The organism is Leisingera sp. NJS204 (genome assembly GCF_004123675.1).
Classification (GTDB): Bacteria; Pseudomonadota; Alphaproteobacteria; order Rhodobacterales; family Rhodobacteraceae; genus Leisingera.
This window is the reverse complement of the sequence record NZ_CP035417.1, coordinates 3,583,543-3,598,437: the sequence shown is the minus strand read 5'-3', so window position 1 is coordinate 3,598,437 and position 14,895 is coordinate 3,583,543. Positions and strand designations below refer to the sequence as shown.

The 14,895-nt window shown below is 60.4% G+C and carries 10 protein-coding genes; 9 read left to right on the top strand and 1 reads right to left on the bottom strand.

The window, feature by feature from the left end:
- Positions 1-60: 60 nt before the first annotated feature.
- The 9 genes from nusG (at position 61) to ETW24_RS17490 (ending at position 13,954) form a co-directional block, all read left to right on the top strand.
- On the top strand, positions 61-594 hold the full coding sequence (nusG, locus tag ETW24_RS17530) for a transcription termination/antitermination protein NusG (protein WP_129372236.1): 534 nt from the start codon (positions 61-63) through the stop codon (positions 592-594).
- 128 nt (positions 595-722) lie between these two features.
- Positions 723-1,148 (top strand): 50S ribosomal protein L11, encoded by a 426-nt coding sequence (gene rplK / locus ETW24_RS17525; RefSeq protein WP_129372235.1) that lies wholly within the window; start codon positions 723-725, stop codon positions 1,146-1,148.
- Between the two features lies 1 nt (position 1,149).
- Complete coding sequence (gene rplA / locus ETW24_RS17520; protein WP_129372234.1) at positions 1,150-1,848, top strand: 50S ribosomal protein L1; 699 nt, start codon at positions 1,150-1,152, stop codon at positions 1,846-1,848.
- A 153-nt stretch (positions 1,849-2,001) separates the two neighbouring features.
- Positions 2,002-3,063: a Hint domain-containing protein gene (locus ETW24_RS17515; protein WP_129372233.1), complete on the top strand. Its 1,062-nt coding sequence runs from the start codon at positions 2,002-2,004 to the stop codon at positions 3,061-3,063.
- A gap of 296 nt (positions 3,064-3,359) precedes the next feature.
- Positions 3,360-3,878, top strand: coding sequence for a 50S ribosomal protein L10 (rplJ, locus tag ETW24_RS17510; protein ID WP_129372972.1), 519 nt, complete (start codon positions 3,360-3,362; stop codon positions 3,876-3,878).
- Positions 3,879-3,958: 80 nt separating this feature from the next.
- Positions 3,959-4,330, top strand: coding sequence for a 50S ribosomal protein L7/L12 (rplL, locus tag ETW24_RS17505; protein ID WP_129372232.1), 372 nt, complete (start codon positions 3,959-3,961; stop codon positions 4,328-4,330).
- Between the two features lie 246 nt (positions 4,331-4,576).
- Positions 4,577-8,710, top strand: coding sequence for a DNA-directed RNA polymerase subunit beta (gene rpoB, locus ETW24_RS17500; protein ID WP_129372231.1), 4,134 nt, complete (start codon positions 4,577-4,579; stop codon positions 8,708-8,710).
- A gap of 52 nt (positions 8,711-8,762) precedes the next feature.
- The gene (gene rpoC / locus ETW24_RS17495) at positions 8,763-13,007 is read left to right on the top strand and encodes a DNA-directed RNA polymerase subunit beta' (RefSeq protein ID WP_129372230.1); all 4,245 of its coding nucleotides are present in this window, start codon (positions 8,763-8,765) and stop codon (positions 13,005-13,007) included.
- A 131-nt stretch (positions 13,008-13,138) separates the two neighbouring features.
- Positions 13,139-13,954: a glycosyltransferase gene (locus tag ETW24_RS17490; RefSeq protein ID WP_129372229.1), complete on the top strand. Its 816-nt coding sequence runs from the start codon at positions 13,139-13,141 to the stop codon at positions 13,952-13,954.
- A gap of 23 nt (positions 13,955-13,977) precedes the next feature.
- On the opposite strand, the gene ETW24_RS17485 is transcribed toward ETW24_RS17490, so the two are convergent.
- Positions 13,978-14,784 carry a putative rhamnosyl transferase gene (locus ETW24_RS17485; protein WP_129372228.1) on the bottom strand — a complete coding sequence of 269 codons (807 nt, stop codon included), beginning with the start codon at positions 14,782-14,784 and terminating at the stop codon, positions 13,978-13,980.
- Positions 14,785-14,895 lie beyond the last annotated feature (111 nt).

Here is a 14,895-nt window from a genome sequence, read left to right as displayed (position 1 = left end):
TCGGGATGATAAAGCGGCGGCGCGGCAATGGCCCGCCTGGCAAAACAAGGACGATTGTTCATGGCGAAACGGTGGTATTCGGTCAGCGTTCTTTCGAACTTCGAAAAGAAAATCGCAGAGCAAATCCGCACCTCGGTCGCTGAACAGGGCCTTGAGGACGAGATCGACGAAGTGCTGGTCCCCACCGAAGAGGTGATCGAGATCCGCCGCGGCAAGAAAGTCTCGACCGAGCGCCGGTTTATGCCGGGCTACGTGCTGGTCCACATGGAGATGTCCGACCGTGGCTATCATCTGATCTCCTCGATCAACCGCGTCACCGGCTTCCTGGGTCCGCAAGGCCGCCCGATGCCGATGCGCGACGCCGAGGTGCAGGGTATCCTGGGCCGCGTCGAGGAAGGCGTCGAGGCGCCGCGGACGCTGATCCACTTTGAGATCGGCGAGAAGGTCAAAGTCAACGACGGCCCGTTCGAAGATTTCGACGGCATGGTCGAAGAGGTCGACGAGGACAGCCAGAAGCTGAAGGTCACCGTTTCGATCTTTGGCCGGGAAACCCCGGTCGAACTGGATTTCACTCAGGTCACCAAGCAGATCTGATGTGACGCCGGCCGCTTTGGCCGGCACCCCGAGCGTGGGAGGCGGCGGCACCGCGGTGCCAAGGCCGGACCACACAGCAAAGCAGCCCAACGGACGCGTCCGGAGGGTGTTGGAAAAGGAGAAGGCCAATGGCCAAGAAGCTCGTCGGCACGATGAAGCTGCAAGTAAAAGCCGGTCAGGCAAACCCAAGCCCGCCGGTTGGTCCGGCGCTGGGTCAGCGCGGCATCAACATCATGGAATTCTGCAAGGCGTTCAACGCCAAGACCGCAGACATGGAGCCCGGCGCGCCGTGCCCGACCGTGATCACCTACTATCAGGACAAGTCCTTCACCATGGACATCAAGACGCCGCCCGCGTCTTACTACCTGAAGAAGGCTGCCAAGGTTAAGTCGGGTGCAAAAACCCCGTCGCGCGAAACCGTAGGCACCGTGACCGCGGCCCAGGTGAAAGAAATCGCCGAAGCCAAGATGAAAGATCTGAACGCCAACGACATCGACGCGGCAATGCAGATCATCCTGGGCTCTGCCCGTTCCATGGGCATCGAGGTAAAGTAAGATGGCAAAGCTCGGTAAACGTACCCGCGCCGCGCGCGAAGCTCTCGTCGGCAAAGATAACCTGTCGGTCGAAGAAGCTGTTTCCCTGATCAAGGCGAACGCCACTGCGAAGTTCGACGAAACCGTCGAAATCGCCATGAGCCTGGGTGTTGACACCCGCCACGCAGACCAGATGGTCCGCGGTGTTGTCGGCCTGCCGAACGGCACCGGCAAAGCCATGCGCGTTGCAGTGTTCGCCCGCGGCCCCAAGGCAGAAGAAGCCACCGCGGCCGGTGCTGACATCGTCGGCGCCGAAGACCTGATGGAAGCCATCCAGGGCGGCAGCATCGACTTTGACCGTTGCATCGCAACCCCGGACATGATGCCCGTCGTTGGCCGTCTGGGTAAGATCCTCGGCCCGCGCAACCTGATGCCGAACCCCAAGGTCGGCACTGTGACTATGGACGTCAAGGCAGCTGTTGAAGCGGCCAAGGGCGGCGAAGTCCAGTTCAAGGCGGAAAAAGGCGGCGTTGTGCACGCAGGCGTCGGCAAAGCCTCGTTTGACGAAGCCAAGCTGGTCGAAAACGTCCGCGCCTTCATTTCGGCTGTGGCCAAGGCCCGTCCGTCGGGCGCCAAAGGCGCTTACATGAAGAAGATCAACCTGACCTCGACCATGGGTCCGGGCGTCACAGTTGACGTGGACAACGCTGTCACCGAGTAATCGGGACAGCATTGCCAGATCATGGGCCCCGGGTGACGCACCCGGGGCCTTTTCTTTTGCCGGGCGGCGGTCGGGCGCTCAAATGGCCGTGCGGTGCATTTTAACCGGTTGTTTACCCTTGTGCCTGCCCGGCAGCACCCATAATTGCAACCTATGGCACTACGCAGTTTCTTTGCTCAGGACAGTTCGAGCCTGGTTGTTACGTCGAGCTCCAATGGCTCGATTGTCGGTGGTGCGGTCATCAATAATTCGGACACGCCCAACGGAACGGTTTTCGCCTATTCCGGCGGCGCCGGAACCGAGGTTACGCTGAATGACACCGGCGGCGGGCGGAACAGGTTCAATGACGACAGGGAATCGGATCACGTCATTACCGATGGCGGCGGCATCGTTGCAGACGGTGCCAAGGTCGAATCCGAATCGCATATCCTGGTGCGCGAACTTGACGGAAACGGAAACCCTACCGGTCCGCAGATCAGGATCTACGTCTTTTCGCAGGACGGCCAGACATCCAATGTCTGGGGATTTGCGACGGACCTGCCGCTTGAGGCCGGGAAATCCTATGTAAAGACCGGTGGCCAGAACACCGGCACGTCGCGTTATTCCGATTATGTCACTTGCTTTGGCGAGGGGACGTGGATTGATACCGCCGATGGTCCGGTTGCGGTGGAGGACCTTTCCCGGGGGCAGCGTGTCTGGACCAAAGATTCCGGGGCGCAGCCAATTTGCTGGATCGCTGAGACATCTGTGCGCGGCACCGGGGCGTTTGCGCCGGTTGTTTTTGCGCCGGGGGCGATTGGTAATGACCGGGAGCTGATCTTGTCGCAGCAGCACCGGGTTCATGTTGAATTGCCGGTAGCGGAGATGCTGTTCGGCCAGGCGGATGTTCTGGTGGCTGCAAAGCATCTCTGCGGGCTTCCGGGAGTCGGGATCCGTGAGCAGGCCGTGATCCGGTACTTCCACTTCATGTTCGACCGGCATCATATCGTAAGGTCCAATGGCGTGCTGACCGAAAGCTTCTTTCTGGCGCCGGGATCGGTGGCTGCGCTGGACCGGGCGCAGCGCCGTGAACTGCTGTCGCTGTTTCCGTCGCTTGGCCGGGACAGCAGCCGGTTCGGCAAGACTGCGGCGATGACGCTGACCTCAGGCGAGGCGCGTGTGCTGAGGGGCTGCATGGAATCCCGTCGCGGGCAGGTCTGCCTGGCGGCGCAGTGAATTTGACTGAGGCGGCCAGTTTCCCCCTTGGAAATCCCGTAAAATACGACTAACTACGGCTACGAGATAAAGCGTGCGATTCGTCGTGCGCTTTATTTCATTTCGTCCAAGATGGTGGGCGGCCTTTCGATCGGGCCTTAATCTCCCTCCTGAGACGGGTACAGACCAAGAAGATCGAGGGTTTTCATTCCCTCGGGCGGATTTGGCTCATCCCGTAAAACGGACCTGAACGCCGGGACTTCTGGACCGGCAAATATGAGCCGGGGTGCACAAGCATCCCTAACTTGGAGAGAACTGTGGATAGAGCCCAGAAAGAGAAAGTGGTCGAGGAACTCGGCCAGATCTTCGAAAGCTCTGGCGTCGTAGTGGTTGCCCACTACGCCGGTCTGACAGTTGCCGAGATGCAGGATCTGCGCGCGCGTGCAAGCGATGCGAACAGCTCTGTGCGTGTTGCCAAAAACAGGCTCGCCAAAATCGCCCTCGAGGGAAAGCCGTGTGAAAGCATGTCTGACCTGCTGACAGGGATGACCGTTCTGACCTATTCCGAAGACCCCGTGTCCGCTGCAAAAGTGGCCGAGGGTTTCGCCAAGGATAACAAAAAGTTTGAAATCCTCGGCGGCGCAATGGGTGAGAATGCTCTGGACCGCGCAGGCGTCGAAGCCGTGTCGAAAATGCCGTCCCGCGACGAGCTTATTGCTCAGATCGCAAGCTGCATTGGCGCACCCGCTTCCAACATCGCCGGCGCAATTGGCGCACCTGCAAGCAACATCGCAAGCATCCTTTCGACCATCGAAGAGAAGGCGGAAGCTGCGTAAGCGGTTGGCACTGAATGACTGGCGTGGGGCAAAGCCTGCACGTTGGAACACACATACTGTAAACGGAAAGAGCTGATACAATGGCTGATCTGAAAGCACTCGCAGAAAGCATCGTGGGTCTGACCCTGCTGGAAGCACAAGAACTGAAAACCATCCTGAAGGATGAGTACGGCATCGAGCCCGCAGCTGGCGGCGCAGTTGTCATGGCCGCGGCCGACGGCGGCGCAGCTGCTGAAGAAGAAAAGACCGAATTCGACGTCGTTCTGAAGAACGCCGGCGCTTCCAAGATCAACGTGATCAAAGAAGTCCGCGGTCTGACCGGTCTGGGCCTGAAAGAAGCCAAAGAACTGGTCGAAGCCGGCGGCAAGATCAAAGAAGGCGTGTCCAAGGACGAAGCCGAAGACGTCAAAGCCAAGCTGGAAGCAGCTGGCGCCGAAGTCGAGCTGGCCTAAGCCCTGCTCCTGGTGCATTTCTGATGCATCGGAAATTTGGCTGGGTCCGGAGTTTTCCGGGCTCAGCCGAACCTGTCTTAGAAAGGGCCTCTGAGGAGGCGTTTTTTCAGGCGGAGTTCAAAGGATCGGGAGGCTGCCTTCGGGACGGTGGCCATGAATTGATCCGAACGCGCTGTCTCGTATGGGCAAGGTGCCGGGGCCCGGCGGCATCCTTGACCGGTGAGAACTCGAAAGGTGACATCTGACATGGCTCAATCGTTCCTTGGCCAGAAACGTCTACGCAAATACTACGGCAAAATCCGCGAAGTGCTGGAGATGCCGAACCTCATTGAGGTGCAGAAATCTTCCTACGACCTGTTCCTGCGCTCTGGCGATGAAGCCGAGCCGCTGGACGGCGAAGGCATCAAAGGTGTGTTCCAGTCGGTTTTCCCGATCAAGGACTTCAACGAGACTTCGGTCCTGGAGTTCGGCAAATACGCGTTTGAAAAGCCGAAATACGACGTCGAAGAGTGCATGCAGCGCGACATGACCTACAGCGCGCCGCTGAAGGTCACCCTGCGCCTGATCGTCTTTGATGTGGACGAAGATACCGGCGCCAAGTCGGTAAAAGACATCAAGGAACAGGACGTCTTCATGGGCGACATGCCCCTGATGACCCCGAACGGCACCTTTGTCGTCAACGGCACCGAGCGTGTGATCGTGTCCCAGATGCACCGTTCGCCGGGCGTGTTCTTTGACCACGACAAGGGCAAGACCCACTCCTCGGGCAAGCTGTTGTTCGCCTGCCGTATCATCCCGTACCGCGGCTCCTGGCTGGATTTCGAATTCGACGCCAAAGACATCGTCTTTGCCCGTATCGACCGCCGCCGCAAACTGCCGGTGACCACTCTGCTGTACGCCCTGGGCCTGGACCAGGACGCCATCATGAGCGCCTATTACGACACCGTCCAGTTCAAGCTTGAAAAGTCCCGCGGCTGGGTCACCCCGTTCTTCCCGGAACGTGTGCGCGGCACCCGCCCGACCTATGACCTGGTCGATGCGGCCACTGGCGAAATCATCTGCGAAGCCGGCAAGAAGGTCACCCCGCGCGCCGTCAAGAAGATGATCGAAGAAGGCACCATCACCGAGCTTCTGGTGCCCTTCGAGCATATCGTCGGCAAATATGTCTCCCAGGACATCATCAACGAAGAAAACGGCGCGATCTATGTCGAAGCCGGTGATGAGCTGACCCTGGAATACGACAAAGACGGCGAACTGATCGGCGGCTCGCTGAAAGGTCTGCTGGATGCCGGCATCACCGACATTCCGGTGCTGGACATCGACAACGTCAACGTCGGCCCCTACATGCGCAACACAATGGCGCAGGACAAGAACCGGTCCCGCGACACCGCGCTCATGGACATCTACCGTGTGATGCGCCCGGGCGAGCCGCCCACCGTCGAGGCTGCGTCGGCGCTGTTCGACACCCTGTTCTTCGATGGCGAGCGTTACGACCTGTCCGCAGTTGGCCGCGTGAAGATGAACATGCGCCTGGCACTGGACGCCGAAGACACCCAGCGCACTCTGCGCAAGGAAGACATCGTCGCCTGTATCAAGGCGCTGGTCGATCTGCGGGACGGCCGCGGCGATATCGACGACATCGACCACCTCGGCAACCGCCGCGTGCGGTCCGTCGGCGAGCTGATGGAAAACCAGTACCGCGTCGGTCTGCTGCGCATGGAGCGCGCGATCAAGGAACGTATGTCCTCGGTCGAGATCGACACTGTGATGCCGCAGGATCTGATCAACGCCAAACCCGCTGCGGCGGCTGTGCGTGAATTCTTCGGCTCCTCGCAGCTGTCGCAGTTCATGGACCAGACCAACCCGCTGTCGGAAGTCACCCACAAACGCCGTCTCTCGGCGCTTGGCCCCGGCGGTCTGACCCGCGAGCGCGCAGGCTTTGAAGTCCGCGACGTTCATCCGACCCACTATGGCCGGATGTGCCCGATTGAAACGCCGGAAGGCCCGAACATCGGTCTGATCAACTCGCTGGCGACCTTTGCCCGTGTGAACAAGTACGGCTTCATCGAGACACCCTATCGCGTCGTGAACGAGGCGAAGGTGACCGACGAAGTCCACTACATGTCCGCGACCGAGGAAATGCGCCACACCGTGGCGCAGGCCAACGCGACGCTGGATGAGAACGGCAAGTTCATCAATGATCTGGTCTCGACCCGTCAGTCCGGAGACTACACCCTGGCGCCGCGCGAAAGCGTTGACCTGATCGACGTCAGCCCGAAACAGTTGGTCTCCGTTGCGGCCTCGCTGATCCCGTTCCTGGAAAACGACGACGCCAACCGCGCTCTGATGGGCTCGAACATGCAACGTCAGGCGGTTCCGCTGCTGCGCGCCGAGGCGCCGCTGGTCGGCACCGGCATCGAGGAAAAAGTGGCGATCGACTCCGGCGCGGCCATTCAGGCCAAGCGTGCGGGTATCATCGACCAGGTTGATGCGCAGCGTATCGTGATCCGTGCCACCTCCGATCTGGAGCTGGGCGACGCGGGCGTGGACATCTACCGGATGCGCAAGTTCCAGCGTTCGAACCAGAACACCTGTATCAACCAGCGTCCGCTGGTGAAGGTGGGCGACACCGTGACCAAGGGCGAAGTCATCGCCGACGGTCCGTCGACCGATATGGGCGAACTGGCTCTGGGCAAAAACGTGGTCGTCGCGTTCATGCCGTGGAACGGCTACAACTACGAAGACTCCATCCTGATCTCCGAGCGCATCGCGCGTGACGACGTCTTCACCTCGGTTCACATCGAGGAATTCGAAGTCGCCGCCCGTGACACCAAACTTGGCCCGGAAGAAATCACCCGCGACATCCCCAACGTCGGCGAGGAAGCCCTGCGCAACCTCGACGAAGCGGGCATCGTCTACATCGGTGCCGATGTGGAGCCGGGCGATATTCTGGTCGGTAAGATCACGCCCAAGGGCGAAAGCCCGATGACCCCGGAAGAAAAGCTGCTGCGCGCCATCTTCGGCGAAAAAGCATCTGACGTGCGCGACACCTCGCTGCGCGTGAAGCCGGGCGACTACGGGACCGTGGTCGAGGTGCGCGTCTTCAACCGCCACGGCGTTGAAAAAGACGAACGTGCGCTGCAGATCGAGCGTGAAGAAGTCGAACGTCTGGCCCGTGACCGGGACGACGAACTGGCGATCCTGGACCGCAACATCTATGCCCGCCTGCGTGGCATGCTCTTGGGCAAAGTGGCTGTCAAAGGCCCGAAAGGCGTCCGCGCCGGTGCCGAGATCACCGAAGAACTGCTGGACTCCCTGTCCCGCGGCCAGTGGTGGATGCTGGCGCTGGAAGACGAAAAAGATGCCCAGGTTGTCGAGGCCCTGAACGAGCAGTACGAGGCGCAGAAGCGCGCCCTGGACGCCCGTTTCGAGGACAAGGTCGAGAAGGTCCGCCGCGGCGACGACCTGCCGCCGGGTGTGATGAAGATGGTCAAAGTCTTCATCGCCGTGAAGCGCAAGCTGCAGCCGGGCGACAAGATGGCCGGCCGTCACGGCAACAAAGGTGTGATCTCGAAAGTGGTGCCGATGGAGGACATGCCGTTCCTCGCCGACGGTACTCCGGTCGATTTCTGTCTTAACCCGCTGGGTGTTCCGTCGCGTATGAACGTCGGTCAGATCCTTGAAACCCATATGGGCTGGGCCGCGCGCGGCCTTGGCATCAAGGTGGACGACGCGCTGCAGGAATACCGCCGCTCGGGCGATCTGACCCCGGTCCGTGAAGCGATGCACCACGCCTATGGCGACGACGTCTATGACGAAGGCATCGCCAACATGACCGAGGCCGCCCTGGTGGATGCCGCAGGCAATGTGACCCGCGGTGTGCCGATTGCGACTCCGGTCTTTGATGGCGCCAAGGAAGACGACGTCAACAACGCCCTGGTGCGTGCGGGCTTTGATCAGTCCGGCCAGTCGATCCTGTTCGACGGCCGCACCGGTGAGCAGTTCGCGCGTCCGGTGACCGTTGGCATCAAGTACCTGCTCAAGCTGCACCACCTGGTGGACGACAAGATCCACGCGCGTTCCACCGGCCCGTACAGCCTCGTTACCCAGCAGCCGCTGGGCGGTAAGGCGCAGTTCGGCGGTCAGCGCTTTGGTGAGATGGAAGTCTGGGCTCTCGAAGCTTACGGCGCCGCCTACACCCTGCAGGAGATGCTCACCGTGAAATCGGATGACGTCGCCGGCCGGACCAAGGTCTATGAGTCGATCGTCAAGGGCGAGGACAACTATGAAGCGGGCGTACCGGAATCGTTCAACGTTCTGGTGAAAGAAGTCCGCGGCCTCGGCCTGAACATGGAACTCCTGGATGCGGAAGAAGAGTAAGGGCTGCGGCCCTTACCCCCTCCTCCCTTCCGCACGAATTTGAGGTATCAAAATGAACCAGGAAATCACCAACAACCCGTTCAACCCGCTGACGCCGCCCAAGGTCTTTGATGAAATCAAAGTCTCGCTCGCGTCGCCGGAACGGATCCTGTCGTGGTCTTACGGCGAAATCAAAAAGCCCGAGACCATCAACTACCGGACCTTCAAGCCCGAGCGCGACGGCCTGTTCTGCGCCCGGATCTTCGGCCCGATCAAAGACTACGAATGCCTGTGCGGCAAATATAAGCGGATGAAGTACCGCGGCGTCGTTTGCGAAAAATGCGGCGTCGAGGTCACCCTGCAAAAAGTCCGCCGCGAGCGCATGGGCCACATCGAACTGGCCGCACCGGTTGCACACATCTGGTTCCTCAAGTCGCTGCCGTCGCGCATCGGCCTGATGCTGGACATGACCCTGCGCGACCTGGAACGTGTTCTGTACTTTGAAAACTATGTTGTCATCGAGCCGGGCCTGACCGATCTGTCCTATGGCCAGATGATGACCGAAGAAGAGTTCATGGACGCCCAGGATGCCTTCGGCACGGACGCTTTCACCGCCAACATCGGCGCCGAAGCTATCCGTGACATGCTGGCCCAGATCGACCTGGAATCCGAAGCCGAGCAGCTGCGCGCCGAACTGGCCGAAGCGACCGGCGAACTGAAGCCCAAGAAGATCATCAAGCGTCTGAAAGTCGTGGAATCCTTCCTGGAATCGGGCAACCGTCCGGAATGGATGATCATGACCGTGATCCCGGTCATCCCGCCGGAACTGCGTCCGCTGGTGCCGCTGGACGGCGGCCGCTTTGCGACCTCCGACCTGAACGACCTGTACCGCCGCGTGATCAACCGGAACAACCGTCTGAAGCGGCTGATCGAACTGCGCGCGCCTGACATCATCGTCCGCAACGAAAAGCGGATGCTGCAGGAATCCGTTGACGCGCTGTTCGACAACGGCCGCCGCGGCCGCGTCATCACCGGCGCCAACAAGCGTCCGTTGAAATCGCTCTCTGACATGCTGAAAGGCAAGCAGGGCCGCTTCCGTCAGAACCTTTTGGGTAAGCGCGTCGACTTCTCCGGCCGTTCGGTCATTGTGACCGGCCCGGAACTCAAACTGCACCAGTGCGGCCTGCCCAAGAAGATGGCGCTGGAGCTGTTCAAGCCCTTCATCTATTCGCGTCTGGAGGCCAAAGGTCTGTCCTCCACCGTGAAACAGGCGAAGAAGCTGGTCGAAAAAGAGCGTCCCGAGGTTTGGGATATCCTCGACGAGGTGATCCGCGAACACCCGGTGATGCTGAACCGCGCACCGACGCTGCACCGTCTTGGCATCCAGGCGTTTGAACCCACGCTGATCGAAGGCAAGGCTATCCAGCTGCACCCGCTGGTCTGCTCGGCGTTCAACGCGGACTTTGACGGCGACCAGATGGCTGTGCACGTCCCCTTGAGCCTTGAGGCCCAGCTGGAAGCGCGCGTCCTGATGATGTCCACCAACAACGTTCTGTCGCCGGCCAACGGCGCGCCGATCATTGTTCCGTCGCAGGATATGATCCTGGGTCTCTACTATGTGACCCTGGAACGCGAAGGCATGCCGGGCGAAGGCATGGTGTTCGGCTCGATCGAAGAAGTTCAGCATGCGCTGGACGCTGGTGTTGTGCACATGCACACCAAGATCACCGCCCGGATCACCCAGTTTGACGAAGAAGGCAACGAGGTTAAGTCGCGGTTTGAAACCACGCCTGGCCGTGTCCGTCTGGGCGCACTGCTGCCGAAAAACGTCAAAGCCCCGTTTGAGTTGGTCAACCGGCTGCTGCGGAAGAAAGAAGTGCAGCAGGTCATCGACACCGTCTACCGCTACTGCGGTCAGAAGGAATCGGTTATCTTCTGTGACCAGATCATGACCATGGGCTTCCGCGAAGCGTTCAAGGCGGGCATTTCGTTCGGCAAGGACGACATGGTGATCCCCGACACTAAATGGACGCTGGTTGAAGAGACCCGCGATCAGGTGAAGGACTTTGAACAGCAGTACATGGACGGCCTGATCACTCAGGGTGAAAAGTACAACAAAGTGGTCGATGCATGGTCCAAGTGTAACGACAAGGTCACCGAAGCCATGATGGGCACCATCTCGGCTGACAAGCGCGACGAGGCTGGCGCTGTCATGGAACCGAACTCGGTTTACATGATGGCCCACTCCGGTGCGCGTGGCTCGGTTACCCAGATGAAGCAGCTGGGCGGCATGCGCGGCCTGATGGCCAAGCCGAACGGCGACATCATCGAGACTCCGATCATCTCGAACTTTAAAGAAGGCCTGACCGTTCTCGAGTACTTCAACTCGACCCACGGTGCCCGTAAGGGTCTGTCCGATACCGCGCTTAAGACGGCGAACTCGGGTTACCTGACCCGCCGTCTGGTGGACGTGGCGCAGGACTGCATCGTGCGTGAGAACGATTGCGGCACCGAGCGTGCGATCACTGCCGAAGCGGCTGTGAACGATGGCGAAGTTGTCGCGACCCTGGGCGAACGTCTTCTGGGCCGCGTGGCTGCAGACGATATCCTGCGTCCTGGCACCGAAGAAGTCATCATTGCTGCAGGCCAGCTGATCGACGAACGTATGGCAGATGCCGTGGAAGAGGCCGGCGTTCAGTCGACCCGTATCCGCTCGCCGCTGACCTGTGAGTCGGAAGAGGGCGTCTGCGCCATGTGCTATGGCCGAGATCTGGCGCGCGGCACCAAGGTGAACGAAGGCGAAGCGGTGGGTATCATCGCGGCGCAGTCGATCGGCGAACCCGGCACCCAGCTGACCATGCGGACCTTCCACATCGGCGGCGTTGCGCAGGGTGGCCAGCAGTCGTTCCAGGAAGCGTCCCAGGAAGGCAAGATCGTCTTTGAGATGCCGCAGACCCTGGAGAACGCCAACGGCGAGACCATGGTTGTGGGCCGCAACATGAAGCTGATCATTCAGGACGAACACGGCGAAGAACGTGCCAGCCACAAGCTGGGTTACGGTTCCAAGCTGTTCGTCAAGGAAGGTCAGGACATTGCGCGCGGCGACAAGCTGTTCGAATGGGATCCCTATACCCTGCCGATCATCGCCGAAAAGCCGGGTACTGCCAAATACGTGGACCTGGTCTCGGGCCTGGCTGTCCGTGATGAGACCGACGAAGCCACCGGCATGACCCAGAAGATCGTGATCGACTGGCGCACGGCTCCGAAAGGTTCGGACCTGAAGCCGGAGATCATCCTGGTCGACAGCAACGGCGAACCGATGCGCAACGACCTTGGCAATCCGCTGACCTATCCGATGTCGGTGGATGCGATCCTCTCGGTCGAAGATGGCGATCAGGTTGTTGCTGGTGACGTTGTTGCGCGTATCCCGCGTGAGGGCGCCAAGACCAAGGACATCACCGGTGGTCTGCCGCGCGTTGCCGAACTGTTCGAAGCCCGTCGTCCGAAAGACCACGCGATCATCGCCGAAATCGATGGTTACGTGCGCTTTGGCCGCGACTACAAGAACAAGCGCCGCATCGCGATCGAACCGTCGGACGAGTCGCGGGATGCCGTCGAATACATGGTGCCCAAGGGTAAGCACATTCCTGTTCAGGAAGGTGACTTTGTCCAGAAGGGCGACTACATCATGGACGGCAACCCGGCGCCGCATGACATCCTGTCCATCATGGGTGTCGAGGCTCTGGCCAACTACATGATCGACGAGGTTCAGGACGTCTACCGCCTGCAGGGTGTGAAGATCAACGACAAGCACATCGAGGTGATCGTCCGCCAGATGCTGCAGAAGTGGGAAATCTCCGACTCCGGCGACACCACGCTGCTCAAAGGCGAACACGTGGACAAGCAGGAGTTTGACGCAGCCAACGAGAAATCGCTGGCCCGCAGCAAGCGCCCGGCTCAGGGCGCACCGATCCTGCTCGGCATCACCAAAGCGTCGCTGCAGACCCGCTCCTTCATCTCGGCGGCCTCCTTCCAGGAGACCACCCGGGTTCTCACCGAGGCTTCGGTGCAGGGCAAGAAGGACAAGCTGGTCGGCCTTAAGGAAAACGTCATCGTGGGCCGCCTGATCCCGGCCGGCACCGGTGGTGCGACCCAGGCAGTGCGCGCCATTGCCCAGGGCCGCGACAACGTGGTTCTGGAAGCCCGCCGCGAAGAAGCCGAAGCCGCTGCAGCCCTGGCCGCACCGGTGATGGACGAAGACGCGATGGGCGGCGACGATCTGGATATCCTGGTCGAAACCCCGGAAAGCCGCGACTAAGCCACGGCTCATACCTTCAGGAAAGCCCCCGCATGGTTTCATGCGGGGGCTTTTTCATTTCCGCAACCGCAGCTATCGTCAGCCGGGCGCGGGATTACACCGGGCAACATGGCGGCAGGCAGGGGACGGTGATGGACATCAGGCTGCGGATGATCGGATTGGTGCGGTTTTCCGTGCTCAGCACGAATTATTATTCAGAGCGGTTCAATAGTTTGGAGGAAAAGGCAGCACATCTGTTCTCGCCCGAACGGATGGAATTGCGCTTCCGGCTGTTTGAACATTTGTGCCTGCAGTCACTGACACAGCAAAGCGACCCGAGTTTCCGGCTGATCGTTCTGACCTCGCAAGACCTGCCTGCTCCCTATCTGGAACGGCTGCTGGAACTGACAGAGCCTTACAGCAACATCTTTTGCCACGGTGCGGCGCCGGACTCGCATTACCAGCAGCTGAAGGACGCTTTTGGCCTGGTGAATTTACGGCGTGCCACCCATCATGTTCTGTTCCGGCTGGATGATGATGATGCTTTGGACCGGAATTTCGTCAAACGCACCAAGGGCTTTGCCCGCGGCATGATCCCGTTGCAGGGCGAAGGCCAGACGCCGTTTATCATCGCCCATAACCGTGGCCTGTATCTGGAAAAAACCGCCAAAGGCGCCGAGCTGTATGACACCTGCGAGCGGTCGCCGTTGTCCACCGGCCTGTCGCTGGTTGCTCCGGCGGATCACCGGGCCAACCCCTATGCGTTCAACCACCGCAAAATTGCGCAGCATTACAATACGTTTTCCGACATTTCGGTGCCCGCCTTCCTGCGGACCATTCATGGCGACAATAAATCGGATCCGGCGCAAATGGGGCTGACCCGGAAATGGCCCGCCCGCCAGATCGAAGACGCGCTGAACGAGCATTTCGGCTTCACACCGGCGCGCCTCAAGGCCTTGCTGCCGTAGCTGCCCGCCTGGCCGCGGCCGGTTTAGCGCGGCTTGAATGCCGCCCGCACCTTGGCTGCCCGCAGACCAAAGACCGTTGCAAATTCTGCTTCCTGCTTGCCCGTCAGCGGTGCGACGTCAACGGCTGCGGCGCCGTCTTGCCGGGAGTCATTGAACCGGTTGTGGCTGCGGACCCACATGGGGACGTCGGTAATGGTGACAGACGGCATGTGGTGGTGAATACGGTGATGGGCAAAGTTCATTATCGTTTTGCGGCTGCCCGCTGCCACATGCATGCCAAGGGCTGCGGTGAAATAGGGCCGGACGGTTGGTGCTGCTGAAATGCCGTCCGGGCCGAACTCCGCGACATAGCCCCGGTTGAAATCAATCGCAGCCGAGGCGGATTTGGCAAACAGCTTGGCGCAGTCTTTTGCGGTGTCCCGCAGGCGCTCGACAAATTCCGTTGCCACCGCGTCATCATCGTCGAACCTGAATTGCAGGCAGGGCTGGCCGGGTTTCCGCCTTGCACCGTTCAGAAGATCTTTCATCACCTCGCGATGCCTGCGCGGCGGCTCTGCGTGAAGCTGGATTTGCGGTATGTCCGCGATCAGATCCTGCAGCCGGTCGCGGTGAACCTGCGGCAGGCTGTCGCCGATTACCATGATCAGGTCGAAATCCTGATCAGTCTGCTCCCGCAGGCAGGGCAGAGCGACGGTTTCCAGCAGCCGGAACCGCTCCTCCATCCGGGCTTCGGCATAGAGATAGGCAATCCGCTCCTCAATCGTTTCATGCTCTACTTGGAACCCGCCGATGGCCGGATAGGAAAACCGGCACAATCCGATGACTTGCATTCTGAAATCCGTCTTATACTAAAGCGCTGCCGCCGCGACTATGCCGCTCAGCCTTGCCGCGGGCAAGGGCGGGCAGGGCGCGCGGACACGCGTGCAGACCTGCCGGCGGCA

Bases quoted from the DNA above. Each gene is read 5' to 3' on its own strand.
- rpoC (WP_129372230.1), top strand. From the start codon at position 8,763: ATGAACCAGGAAATCACCAACAACCCGTTCAACCCGCTGACGCCGCCC.
- nusG (WP_129372236.1), top strand. From the start codon at position 61: ATGGCGAAACGGTGGTATTCGGTCAGCGTTCTTTCGAACTTCGAAAAG.
- ETW24_RS17515 (WP_129372233.1), top strand. From the start codon at position 2,002: ATGGCACTACGCAGTTTCTTTGCTCAGGACAGTTCGAGCCTGGTTGTT.
- ETW24_RS17485 (WP_129372228.1), bottom strand. From the start codon at position 14,784: ATGCAAGTCATCGGATTGTGCCGGTTTTCCTATCCGGCCATCGGCGGG.
- ETW24_RS17490 (WP_129372229.1), top strand. From the start codon at position 13,139: ATGGACATCAGGCTGCGGATGATCGGATTGGTGCGGTTTTCCGTGCTC.
- rplA (WP_129372234.1), top strand. From the start codon at position 1,150: ATGGCAAAGCTCGGTAAACGTACCCGCGCCGCGCGCGAAGCTCTCGTC.
- rplK (WP_129372235.1), top strand. From the start codon at position 723: ATGGCCAAGAAGCTCGTCGGCACGATGAAGCTGCAAGTAAAAGCCGGT.
- rpoB (WP_129372231.1), top strand. From the start codon at position 4,577: ATGGCTCAATCGTTCCTTGGCCAGAAACGTCTACGCAAATACTACGGC.
- rplL (WP_129372232.1), top strand. From the start codon at position 3,959: ATGGCTGATCTGAAAGCACTCGCAGAAAGCATCGTGGGTCTGACCCTG.